At 61.3% G+C, this 11,949-nt stretch carries 9 protein-coding genes; all 9 read right to left on the reverse strand.

The annotated features are described in order from the left end of the window. Positions 1–3: 3 nt before the first annotated feature. Complete coding sequence (locus AC3WOG_RS20455; protein ID WP_492579611.1) at positions 4–1,059, reverse strand: branched-chain amino acid ABC transporter permease; 1,056 nt, start codon at positions 1,057–1,059, stop codon at positions 4–6. Positions 1,060–1,264: 205 nt separating this feature from the next. Further along, positions 1,265–2,425: an ABC transporter substrate-binding protein gene (locus AC3WOG_RS20460; RefSeq protein ID WP_492579612.1), complete on the reverse strand. Its 1,161-nt coding sequence runs from the start codon at positions 2,423–2,425 to the stop codon at positions 1,265–1,267. Positions 2,426–2,838: 413 nt separating this feature from the next. Beyond that, positions 2,839–4,005 (reverse strand): ABC transporter substrate-binding protein, encoded by a 1,167-nt coding sequence (locus tag AC3WOG_RS20465; RefSeq protein ID WP_492579613.1) that lies wholly within the window; start codon positions 4,003–4,005, stop codon positions 2,839–2,841. A gap of 499 nt (positions 4,006–4,504) precedes the next feature. Continuing rightward, complete coding sequence (locus AC3WOG_RS20470; protein WP_492579846.1) at positions 4,505–5,476, reverse strand: branched-chain amino acid ABC transporter permease; 972 nt, start codon at positions 5,474–5,476, stop codon at positions 4,505–4,507. Continuing rightward, on the reverse strand, positions 5,476–6,360 hold the full coding sequence (locus AC3WOG_RS20475; RefSeq protein ID WP_492579614.1) for a branched-chain amino acid ABC transporter permease: 885 nt from the start codon (positions 6,358–6,360) through the stop codon (positions 5,476–5,478). The genes AC3WOG_RS20470 and AC3WOG_RS20475 overlap by 1 nt, the downstream gene beginning before the upstream one ends. 177 nt (positions 6,361–6,537) lie before the next feature. Next, entirely contained in the window at positions 6,538–7,752 is a 1,215-nt protein-coding gene (locus tag AC3WOG_RS20480) for an ABC transporter substrate-binding protein (RefSeq protein ID WP_492579615.1), read from the reverse strand. Between the two features lie 53 nt (positions 7,753–7,805). Beyond that, positions 7,806–8,564, reverse strand: a complete 759-nt coding sequence (locus AC3WOG_RS20485; protein WP_492579616.1) for an ABC transporter ATP-binding protein — start codon at positions 8,562–8,564, stop codon at positions 7,806–7,808. After that, the gene (locus AC3WOG_RS20490) at positions 8,561–9,340 is read right to left on the reverse strand and encodes an ABC transporter ATP-binding protein (protein WP_492579617.1); all 780 of its coding nucleotides are present in this window, start codon (positions 9,338–9,340) and stop codon (positions 8,561–8,563) included. The genes AC3WOG_RS20485 and AC3WOG_RS20490 overlap by 4 nt, the downstream gene beginning before the upstream one ends. Positions 9,341–9,642: 302 nt before the next feature. Continuing rightward, a complete protein-coding gene (locus AC3WOG_RS20495; RefSeq protein ID WP_492579618.1) occupies positions 9,643–11,358 on the reverse strand; it encodes a GMC family oxidoreductase in 1,716 nt (571 codons plus the stop codon). Positions 11,359–11,949 lie beyond the last annotated feature (591 nt).

The following is an 11,949-nucleotide window of genomic DNA, read 5'->3' on the forward strand; positions in this document are numbered from 1 at the left end:
GTGTCACTCCTCGTCCTCTTCGGCGTGCGGGCTGGCAAGACTTCGCCACAGCAGCACCGGGATGATCAGCGTGAACACGATCACTTCCTTATAAGCGCTCGCCCAGAACGACGAATACGACTCCAGCAGGCCGACCAGAACCGAGCCGGCCGCCGCCAGCGGATAGCTAACCAGACCGCCGATAATGGCGCCCACGAAACCCTTCAAACCGATCAGGAAGCCCGAGTCGTAGTAGATGGTGGTCAAGGGTGCGACGAGAATGCCGCACAGCGCACCGAGCCCCGCAGCCAGCGTGAACGCGAGGCGCCCCGCTTGCGTCGTGCCGATACCGACCAGTCGCGCGCCGAGGCGATTCACCGACGTCGCGCGCAAAGCCTTGCCCGAGATCGAACGGTCGAAATACAGATACAGCGCGCCGATCAGCACGACTGCTGTGCCGACCACCCACAGGCTCTGTCCGGAAATCGACAGACTGCCGAAATTGAAGGTTGCATCGGAGAAAGCGGTGGTACGCGAGCCTTCCGCGCCGAACATCACGAGCCCCAGGCCGACCATCGCGAAGTGCACCGCCACCGCGACGATCAACAGCAGTAGCGTGGTCGCCTCCGCGATCGGCTCATAGGCGAGCCGGTACACGAACGGTCCCATCGGAATCACGATCAGCAGCGTCAGCGCGATCTGTGCGAGCATCGGCAGCGGTTGTAGGAACACACCGCGCGTGAGCGCATACACGGCGATCGGGAACAGCAGATATTTGCTGACCAGCATCACCAAGGTGCGCGCGGCATGCCGGCGCCGTTCGGGATGCCGCACCAGCCCGGCCGTCTCGACGACGAAACAGGCGGCGCCCATCGCCATCAGCAACCAGCACGTCGCCGGAAATTTTTGTGTCTGCAGTGCAGCGAGCGTCAGCGCGCCGTACGAAACAAACTCCCCCTGCGGGATAAAAATCACCCGCGTCACGGAGAACACCAGCACCAGCGCGAGCGCGAGCAGCGCGTAGATCGCGCCGGTGGTGATGCCGTCCTGCGCGAGGATCGCCGCAATTGATAGATCCATACTTCCTCGTCCTGAAGCGTCGAAATCGAAACCGGGAATGCGTCGTGGCGGCAAAATCTGCGGCCGGCCATCGGCCTGCAATGCCTGAAAAGGCGACCGCCGCGCCGGAACACGGCGCGGCGGTCGTTGCCATTGTCATCGAACAGAATGGCAATGCGGCGTCGGCAGCCGCACGTTGCGCGAGTGGCGCGTACCGTTTTTGTTTTTAGTCGTTCTGCAGCTTCCACTTGCCGTCGACGATCTGCACGATCACGCGTGCACGCTTGTCGAGGCCGTTGTGGTCGGTCGTCGTGGTGTTCATGATGCCGTGCGAGACCGGCAGCTCCTTGATGCTTTCCAGCGCCCCGCGCAGTGCCACGCGGAATGCTTCGGTACCCGGTTGAGCGGTTTTCAGTGCTTCCGGAATCGCATGTTGCAGCATCTGGCCGGCGTCCCACGCGTGACCGCCGAAGGTCGCCACCGAACCCGCGCCGTACGCTTTCTCATAGGCTGCCTTGTAGGCTTCCGACGACTTCTTCACCGGATTCGAGTCCGGCAGTTGATCCGCCACGAGGATCGGGCCGGCCGGCAGGAACTCGCCTTCGCAATCCTTGCCGCACACGCGCAGGAAGTCGTTGTTGGCGACGCCGTGCGTCTGATAGACCTTGCCTTTGTAGCCGCGCTCCTTGAGCGTTTTGGCCGGCAGCGCCGACGGCGTGCCTGCACCCGCGATCAGCACCGCGTCCGGGTTCGCGCTCATCGTCTTCAGCACCTGGCCGGTGACGGATGCGTCGGTTCGGTTGAAGCGCTCGTTGGAGACGAGCTTCAGATGATGCGCGGCGGCCGCCGCGGCGAACACGTTGTTCCAGCCGTCGCCATATGCATCCGCGAAGCCGATGAAGCCGACCGTCTTCACGCCGTGACGCTCCATGTAGTCGGCGATTGCGTCAGCCATCAGACTGTCGTTCTGCGGCGGTTTGAAGGCCCATGCGCGCTTGGCGTCCATCGGCGAGATGATCGCGGCCGATGCCCCCAGCGAGATCACCGGCGTCTTGCCCTCCGCGGCAGGGTCGAGCATCGCCAGCGAGTTCGGTGTGGTCGTCGATCCGATGATAGCGTCCACGTGGTCTTCATCGATCAGCTTACGGGTGTTCTGCACGGCCTTGCCGGTATCCGATGCATCGTCAAGCACGATGTACTGCACCGTCTTGCCGCCGATCTCTTTGGGCAGCAATGCGATCGTGTTCTTCTCAGGAATCCCGAGCGATGCGGTCGGCCCGGTCGTGGACAGCGTGACGCCGATTTTCACCTGCGCGAAGGCAGCGCCCGCGCCGCACATCAGCGCCATTGCGATGCCGGTGCGCACCCATTGCTTTGTCTTTTTCATTGCAAGTCTCCAAACGCTTTGAAGCGCGTAGCTGTAATCCGGCTCACGAACCGGGTGTCTGAATCTAGTTATAGGGTTCAGGCATGCCAAGCATGGTTTTCCCTGCTCAGCGTGAATACCCTCGCCGCTTTGGTGCCACTCCCCTGCTGCGTACCACTACTGCGATTTCGTGCGTGTGCGCGTCTATACCTACGTCCACAAAACACTAACATGTTAGTAGTATTGCGTTCTGCATCATCCACGGTCAATAGACTCTCTCCCGAATGCGGGTTTGTCCTGAAGCTGACCGCTTCCACAGCTCATCCATCGTCAATCCGCCGCGCGCCCCACACCGCAATGGCGCGCGGACAATAAAAAAGACGCGTCAACTGCACGCGTCTTTCAGGTTCGGTTCCGTATCGCTTCGCCTCCGCTCAGTCGCCGGACAGCTTCCACTTGCCACCGACAATCTCCACCATCACGCGCGCCCGCTGGTCGAGGCCAGCGTGGTCGTTCGCGCTCATGTTGAAGATGCCGTGCGCAGCGGGCCTGTCTTGGGTGCTTTCAAGCGATGCACGCAGCGCTTCGCGGAAGGCTGGCGTACCGGGCTGCCCCTTCTTCAACGCCAGCGGAATCGCGCGCTGCAGCAGCAAGCCTGCATCCCATGTGTGACCGCCGAAGGTCGAAACCGAGCCAGCGCCATACGTGGCTTCGTATGCGTGCTTGTAGGCAAGCGCGGTCTTCTTCACCGGATTCGAATCAGGCAACTGGTCGGCGACCAGCAACGGGCCAGCCGGCAGATAGGTGCCTTCGCAATCCTTGCCGCACACGCGCAGGAAGTCGTTATTGGCGACGCCGTGCGTCTGATAATACTTGCCCTTGTAGCCGCGTTCCTTCAGGGTTTTTTGCGGCAGCGCGGCCGGCGTGCCCGCGCCGGCGATCAGCACCGCATCCGGATTCTGCGACATGATCTTCAGAATCTGGCCGGTCACCGACGCGTCGTTGCGCGCGAAACGTTCGTTCGCGACGATCTTGATCCTGGCGAGATCGGCGGCCTTGCCGAATTCCTTGAACCAGCTTTCGCCGTAGGCATCGGCAAAACCAACGAATGCGACTGTCTTCACGCCGTGATTCGCCATGTGCTGCGCGATTGCGGTGGCCATCAGAATGTCGTTTTGCGGCGTCTTGAAGACCCAGGCGCGCTTCGCGTCCATCGGTTCGACGATGGTTGCGGCCGCAGCCATCGAGATCATCGGCGTGGCGCTTTCTGCCGCGACATCGATCATGGCGAGCGAATTCGGCGCGACGGTCGAGCCGATCAGCGCATCCACGTGATCTTCGCTGGTGAGCTTGCGTGCGTTTTTGACTGCCTGGGTCGAATCGGTGGCGTCGTCGAGCACGATGTAGTCGATTTTCTGGCCCGCCACTTCTTTAGGCAACAACGCAATCGTGTTCTTTTCCGGAATGCCGAGCGACGCGGCCGGGCCCGTTGCCGACACGGTGACGCCGATTTTCACGTCCGCGAACGCATGGCTGCTCCATGCTGCGGACACTCCGGTGGCGACCAATGCCGCGCTTATCCAACGCAATGCCGACTTCATCCCGCTCCTCTATCTACCCCGTTATTCATTTGAATTTAAATCCACGGATTTAAATCCCGACCCAGCGGTCGGTGAATAGCGAGTTTAGCGGACCGGACCCACGCGCTGCAAGCGTTTTGCAGGGTATCGGCGTGCGAAATTGGGAGTCATTCGGTGAATAAAAAAGGGTCACCAAATTAGCGGAAGAATTGAATAGCGCTTTATGAAAAACCAAAATAAAAAGCGCTGTCGGATATCAATCCAACAGCGCTTTCGTCTGGGCACTGAGTGCCTCATTGTCTCCTCGTTCTCCACCTGCAAAATTCGTGGTGCATCAGAACTGCATGAAGGTTAAACGAGCACCTGGCCCTCTACAACTAGCAATTACCCTAGTGGTGCACCGCGGCACTGAATTGGGGCGCGTTTCGCGCCAATCGGTCGCATCGACATCCGCCAGCGCCGACCGCAACCTTATCCGATTTATATCGGATCCCGAATCAATTTCGAATTCTGCCCGGTTTCACGCCCGTAATGGCCGCACCCGCGCGATGATCTCTCCAACAATGCCGCGCCGGAACGCCAGCACGCATGCGATGAAAATCACGCCGGTCACAATGGTCACCGATTCGCCCAACGACCGGAACCATTCGACGCCCGTAGACGACGCCAGCGCGGCGCCAATATCGCCCAGCCGGTCCTCGAGCGCGACGATCAACGCCGCGCCGAGCAGCGGCCCGAACAACGTACCCATGCCGCCGACCAGCGTCATCAGGATCACCAGCCCGGACATGGTCCAGTACGCGTCGCTCAGGGTCTCGAAGCCCTGCACCAGCACCTTGAGCGACCCTGCCAACCCGGCAATGCCCGCCGACAGAATGAACGCGAGCAGCTTGAAGCGATCCGTATCGTAGCCGAGCGACACCGCGCGCGGCTCGTTTTCCTTGATCGCCACCAGCACCTGACCGAACGGCGAATGCACGACCCGCACGATCAGCAGGAACGCCAGCACCATGACGGCGAGCACCACAAAGTACAGCGTCACGTCGGACGACAGATTCAGCAAGCCGAACAGTTTGCCGCGCGGCACGCCTTGCAGACCGTCCTCGCCGTGCGTGAACGGCGCTTGCAGGAACACGAAGTAGACCATCTGCGCGAGCGCCAGCGTCACCATCGCGAAGTAGATGCCCTGCCGGCGGATCGCGAAGAACCCAACGATCAATCCAAGCAAGGTCGCCGACGCGGTGCCGGCCAGCACGCCGAGCTCCGGCGAGAAACCGAGCGTCTGCATCGCATAGCCGGTGACATAGCCCGCCGAGGCGAGAAACATCGCGTGGCCGAACGACAACAAGCCGGTGTAGCCGATCAACAGATTGAAAGCCGCCGCGAACAGCGCAAAACACAGCACCTTCATCACGAACAGCGGATAGATGCCGAGCACGGGCACCGCGAGGAGCACGATCAGCAGCAGACCGTAGAGCGCTTTTCTCTGCATCATTTTTCCTTGCCGAAGAGACCCGCCGGGCGCACCAGCAACACGAGCGCCATGATCACGAAGACGACGGTCGCCGACGCTTCCGGGTAAAACACGCGCGTCAGCCCTTCGATCACGCCGAGCAACAGACCGGTGAGAATCGAGCCCATGATCGAACCCATCCCGCCGATCACGACCACTGCGAACACGGTAATGATCATCGGCTGGCCCATCAGCGGCGAGACCTGAATCACGGGTGCCGCGAGCACCCCCGCAAATGCCGCAAGCGCGACGCCGAAGCCGTAGGTGAGCGTAATCATCAGCGGCACGTTGATGCCGAACGCCTCGACCAGTTTCGGGTTTTCGGTGCCCGCGCGCAGATAGGCGCCAAGACGCGTCTTCTCGATCACGAACCACGTCGCGAAGCAGACCACCAGTGAGGCCACCACGACCCACGCGCGATAGTTCGGCAGGAACATGAAGCCGAGATTGGTCGCGCCGGAGAGCGCCGACGGCACGTCGTACGGCTGGCCGGAAGAACCGTAGATCGAGCGGAATACGCCTTCCACGACGAGCGTCAGTCCGAATGTGAGCAGCAGGCCATACAGATGATCGAGCTTATACAGCCAGCGCAGCATCGAGCGCTCGATCACCATCCCGAACACGCCGACGATCAGCGGCGCGAGCACCAGCATCGCCCAGTACGGCAGGCCGAAATACGAGAAGCCCATCCACGCGAGCATCGCGCCGAGCATGAACAACGCACCGTGCGCGAAGTTGATCACGTTGAGCAAGCCGAAGATCACCGCAAGCCCGAGACTCAGAATCGCGTAGAACGAGCCGTTCACGAGCCCCAGCAGCAGCTGGCTCAGCATCGCCGGTAGCGGAACGCCAAAGATTTCCATTGAAGCCTTAACCCATCGTCAAGGTGAGATCGGTTACCCACGATCCGGCCGGCGCGCGATCGGCGGCAAATTCGCCGGCCCCGCGCGGCATGTGAAACGGTTTGCCGCCTGCCCGCCTACGCAATGGCATGCAACGCAATGCGATACGCAGGCAGGCAGACAGCCTTCAGTCCGCGCTTACTTCCACAGCGCGCAGCGCGTTTCCGCCTTGGTCGTGAACGCCTGCTCGCCAGGGATCGTCGCGGTGATCTTGTAGTAGTCCCACGGCTCTTTGGATTCGGCCGGCGTCTTCACCTGCATCAGGTACACGTCGTGGATCATGCTGCCGTCCTGACGGATGTAGCCTTTCGCGTAGAAGTCGTCGATCCTGGTCTTCTTCAGTTGCGCCATCACCTTGTCGGAGTCGGTCGAACCGACCGCTTGCACCGCCTTCAGGTACGTCATGGTCGCCGAATAGTCGGCGGCCTGCAGGCTCGACGGCATCTTCCTCATCTTGTCGAAGTAGCGCTGCGCCCACTTGCGCGTGGTGGCGTCCTTGTTCCAGTACCAGCTGTCCGTCAGCACCAGGCCCTGCGTCGTTTCCAGACCCAGGCTGTGGATATCGTTGATGAACACCAGCAATGCGGCGAGCTTCATCGACTTCGTGATGCCGAATTCCTTGGCGGCCTTGATCGAGTTGATCGTGTCGCCGCCGGCGTTGGCAAGGCCCAGAATCTGCGCCTTCGATGCTTGCGCCTGCAACAGGAACGACGAGAAGTCCGACGCCGACAGCGGATGGCGCACCTCGCCCAGCACCTGGCCGCCGCTCGCCTTCACCACGTCGGCGGTATTCTTTTCGAGCGCCTTGCCAAACGCGTAGTCAGCCGTCAGGAAGTACCACGTCTTGCCGCCCTGCTTCGTCACCGCGGAGCCCGTGCCCTTGGCAAGCGCTGTTGTGTCGTACGCATAGTGGATCGTGTACGGCGTGCATTGCTCGTTGGTCAGCGTGTCGGCGCCCGCGCCGATGCTGATGTACACCTTGTGTTTTTCACTGGCCACCGTGTTCATGGACAGCGCGGTTGCCGAGTTCGTGCCGCCGACCAGCAGATCGACGCCGTCGCGGTCGAACCATTCACGTGCGCGCGATGCAGCGATATCCGCCTTGTTCTGGTGATCGGCGTAGACCACGGTAATCGGCTTGCCGTTGACCTTGCCGCCGAAGTCCGCGACCGCCATGCGGATCGCTTCGAGACCGCCCTGCCCGTCGATATCCGCATACAGACCCGACATGTCGGTGACGAAGCCGATCTTCACGGCATCGTCAGCGGCCTGCGCGCTGCCCATCGTCAAAGCGGCGCCGGCGGCGACCGCGAAACAAAGTGTGGCTAGCCGCGCGAGTGGGTTTTTTTTCATTCCTGTCTCCTGGTTTCCTGGCTTGTGGTTATCAGAGGCAATCGGGCGCTTTTTTATACACCCAGTAGATCGTGCAGTACCGGCATCTTGCTTTCGAGTTCACTCGCCTCGAAGTGTTCAACGATGCCGCCGTGCTCCATCACGTAGAAGCGATCGGCGAGCGGCGCGGCAAAGCGGAAATTCTGTTCGACCATCACGACCGTGTAGCCGCGCGCCTTGAGCGTGACGATCATGCGCGCGAGCGCTTGCACGATGACGGGCGCAAGGCCTTCGGATATTTCGTCGAGGAGCAGCAGGCTCGCGCCGGTGCGCAAAATGCGTGCGACCGCCAGCATCTGTTGCTCGCCGCCCGACAGACGCGTGCCCTGGCTCATGCGGCGTTCGTGCAGGTTCGGAAACATCGCATAGATTTCTTCGAGCGACATCATGTGCGCCGTGTCGCCGACGGGCGGCGGCAGCAGCAGGTTTTCTTCACACGACAGGCTCGAAAAAATACCGCGTTCTTCCGGGCAATAGCCGATGCCACAATGCGCAATGCGATGCGTGGGCAGGTTGATGGTTTCACGTCCGCCGATGCGGATCGAGCCGGTGCGGCGGCCGGTGAGCCCCATGATCGCGCGCAGCGTCGTGGTGCGGCCCGCGCCGTTGCGGCCGAGCAGCGTGACGACTTCGCCACGGTTCACCGTCAGATCGACGCCGTGCAAGATATGGGATTCGCCGTACCACGCCTGCAAACCCGCGATTTCCAGCGCGGGGGCCCCGTCGGCCGTGCCGCTCACTTCGAGGCTTTCGCGCTCGGCAATCGTATTCATGCGTGGGCTCCGGCGAGCGCAGCGTCGGCGCTGCCCATATAGGCTTGCATCACGAGCGGATTCTTCGACACTTCGGCGTAACTGCCTTCGGCGAGCACTTCGCCCCGTTGCAGCACGGTGATCGTGTCGGAAATGCCGGCGATCACGTTCATGTTGTGCTCGACCATCAGAATCGTGCGGCCGCTCGATACTTTTTTGATCAGCGCCGTGACGCGATCGACGTCTTCATGGCCCATGCCTTGCGTCGGCTCGTCGAGCAGCATCAATTCAGGTTCCATCGCGAGTGTGGTGGCGATTTCCAGCGCCCGCTTGCGTCCGTAGGACAGTTCTACTGTTAGCACGTCGGCGAAATCGGTCAATCCGACCTGCGTGAGCAAGTCCATGGCGCGATCGTCGAGTTGGCGCAGCGTGCGTTCGCTCTTCCAGAAATGAAATGCGGTGCCGAGCACGCGCTGCAAACCGATGCGCACGTTCTGCAATGCTGTCAGATGTGGGAATACAGCAGAAATCTGAAACGAGCGGATGATGCCGCGCCGCGCAATCTGCGCCGGCCGTTCCCCGGTGATATCGATGCCATTAAAGACGATCTGACCCGCCGTCGGTTCGAGGAATTTGGTGAGCAGATTGAAGCAGGTGGTCTTGCCTGCTCCATTAGGGCCGATCAGCGCATGGATCGAGCCACGGCGCACGCGCAGGTTCACCCCGTTCACGGCGATGAAGCCTTTGAACTCGCGGGTGAGGCCGCGCGTTTCGAGAATCGTATCGCCGAGAATCATGTTCCCTTCCATACGGAGTAAGGCGAAGCACTACGATCTTCCGCGCGAACCGCCGCGCGACGTTTGATGACGGCGGCAACCCCGTGCGCGCTCGTTGGCGTGCTGCACCAATCCGGACGGTAATCCATGGCGCCACACGCAGCATGGATGCCATTGTCGCGCCAATGATGCAGCGCATTCATTGGGATTTGCACTTAGTGGAGGACGCCTGCTTTATGCACGCGCACAGGGCGGCCGAGGCCCGCGACGGCCTCGGCGCCGGGCTGTCATGCTCGCTTTCGCCAGGGATGTCCTGCCGGTTGTTACACGGCTGACATCGAAGACGAGCCGCTCGTTTGCGGCGCGACACTGCCGGCCACGCGCGCGCGGCGATCCTCGCGGATCATGTCGCTGGCGCGCTCGGCGATCATCAGGGTCGGCGAGTTGGTATTGCCCGAGGTGATGGTCGGCATGACTGATGCGTCGACCACGCGCAACCCGTCAACACCGATTACGCGTAAGCGGTTATCGACCACCGCGCCCGGATCGTCGCTCGTACCCATGCGGCAGGTGCCGACCGGATGAAAGATGGTCGTACCGACCGCGCCGGCGGCCTGCTGAAGCTCTTGCTCCGTCTGATACTGAATACCGGGCAGGATCTCTTGCGGCCGATAGCGCGCGAGAGCAGGCGCAGCGGCGATACGGCGCGTGAGACGCAGCGCGTTGGCGGCGACATGCCGGTCGTAATCGGTCGACAGATAGTTCGGTGCGATCAACGGCGGCGCCGAAGGATCGGTCGATTCAATGTGAATACTGCCGCGCGAGGTCGGTCGCAACTGGCAAACCGACGCGGTGAACGCATTGAAGCGATGCAGCGGTTCGCCGAAGCGATCGAGCGAGAGCGGCTGCACGTGGTATTCGAGGTCGGGACGCGTGAGCGATCGATCATCCGGATCGGATTTGGCGAACGCGCCGAGTTGCGAGGGCGACATCGACATAGGACCGCTTTGGAAGAGCGCGTACTGCACGCCGATCATCAGCTTGCCCCACCAGTGTGCGGACGCGGTATTGAGCGTGCGCACGCCATCGACCTTGTAGGCCATACGCAGTTGCAAATGGTCCTGCAGATTTTCGCCGACGCCGCGCAGATCCTTGACGACCTCGATGCCCAGATTCTGCAGACGTGCGCCGTTGCCGATGCCGGACAGTTCCAGCAATTGCGGCGAGTTGACCGCGCCTGAGCTGAGGATCACTTCGCAGCGGGCTTTGGCGAGGTAATCGGTGTTGTCGCCGCGATATTCGACGCCGGTGCAGCGGCGTCCTTCGAATACGACGCGTTGTGTGTGTGCGCCGGTGATGATCGTGAGATTCGGACGTTTGAGCGCGGGACGCAGAAATGCTTTCGACGCACTCCAGCGGATGCCGCGTTTCTGATTGACGTCGAAGTAGCCGACTCCGGTGTTGTCACCGCGATTGAAGTCATCCGTGGCGGGGATGCCGGTTTGCTGCGCGGCTTTTGAAAACTCTTCGAGAATTTTCCATTTGAGGCGTTGTTTTTCGACGCGCCAGGGGCCGCCTGCTCCATGCGATTCGGATGCGCCGGCGTGATGGTCTTCGCTGCGTTTGAAGATGGGGAGGACTGAGGACCAGGACCAGGAGGCGTCGTTGGTCACGCGGGCCCATTCATCGTAGTCTTCGCGCTGGCCGCGCATGTAGATCATGCCGTTTATTGATGAGCTGCCGCCTAATACTCTGCCCCGCGGGTATGACAGGGAGCGGCCGTTCAGGCCGGGTTCTGGCTGGGTTTTGTAGAGCCAGTCCGTGCGAGGGTTGCCTATGCAGTAGAGATAGCCTACCGGCACGTGGATCCAGTGGTAGTCGTCCTTGCCGCCTGCTTCCAATAGGAGCACTGTTATTTCCGGGTCCTCGGTCAGGCGGTTCGCTAGCACGCAACCTGCCGTGCCGGCGCCTACTATGATGTAGTCGAATTCGCCTTCCAGGCGACGGATAACCAGAGATGTTTTTTCTGTGGTGGTCATGGTTTTGTCTCCTAAGCTTTTTGCCTGCTCGGCGCTTTGTGTCCGTGTGCCTGCGGTGTTGCCTTTCCTTGCTGTTCTTTGCCTCTGCGGCGCTTTCTTCATCTCTGTGTGCCTACGGCGTTGCCTTTCCTTGCTTTGTTATTGGTTTATTAGCGTTCCCCCTGTGCGGGGGGGCACCTACTTTTCTTTGCCTGCCGCAAAGAAAAGTAGGCAAAAGAAAGCGGCTCACACCGCTAGTTTTTAAGCGGGTCCCCTGGCTTGGAGGAGGCAGTGGAGCATCTGGAATCTGTGTTCTCGCGCACTCCGCGCTGGTGACAAGGCCGTCATCCTTCCGGCGGCGCTGCGCGCGCCGTGGCGGTACTTCATAAAACCATCTGGTCGTTTCCGCGCCACGTTAATGCGAGCGCCACGCGGTACTTCTCAAGACCGTAGCAGTATTCTACGTTTCGCCGTATTAACCGCCCGGCGCTATTTTTGCCGCAAACCGCAAATCACTTCGGCGCCCTGCCGAGGCGCAGCCGATGGCCCCCACCGCCCACAAACGAAGCCCCTGGTTTCTCCGGCAGACCGTTCCGACGAGCACGCAGTGCG

It is taken from the genome of Paraburkholderia sp. FW306-02-B (assembly GCF_058782725.1).

Excerpts from the sequence above, each read along its gene's own strand:
- AC3WOG_RS20475 (WP_492579614.1), bottom strand. The coding sequence starts at position 6,360 with ATGGAAATCTTTGGCGTTCCGCTACCGGCGATGCTGAGCCAGCTGCTG.
- AC3WOG_RS20490 (WP_492579617.1), bottom strand. The coding sequence starts at position 9,340 with ATGATTCTCGGCGATACGATTCTCGAAACGCGCGGCCTCACCCGCGAG.
- AC3WOG_RS20470 (WP_492579846.1), bottom strand. The coding sequence starts at position 5,476 with ATGCAGAGAAAAGCGCTCTACGGTCTGCTGCTGATCGTGCTCCTCGCG.
- AC3WOG_RS20495 (WP_492579618.1), bottom strand. The coding sequence starts at position 11,358 with ATGACCACCACAGAAAAAACATCTCTGGTTATCCGTCGCCTGGAAGGC.
- AC3WOG_RS20465 (WP_492579613.1), bottom strand. The coding sequence starts at position 4,005 with ATGAAGTCGGCATTGCGTTGGATAAGCGCGGCATTGGTCGCCACCGGA.
- AC3WOG_RS20460 (WP_492579612.1), bottom strand. The coding sequence starts at position 2,425 with ATGAAAAAGACAAAGCAATGGGTGCGCACCGGCATCGCAATGGCGCTG.
- AC3WOG_RS20455 (WP_492579611.1), bottom strand. The coding sequence starts at position 1,059 with ATGGATCTATCAATTGCGGCGATCCTCGCGCAGGACGGCATCACCACC.
- AC3WOG_RS20480 (WP_492579615.1), bottom strand. The coding sequence starts at position 7,752 with ATGAAAAAAAACCCACTCGCGCGGCTAGCCACACTTTGTTTCGCGGTC.
- AC3WOG_RS20485 (WP_492579616.1), bottom strand. The coding sequence starts at position 8,564 with ATGAATACGATTGCCGAGCGCGAAAGCCTCGAAGTGAGCGGCACGGCC.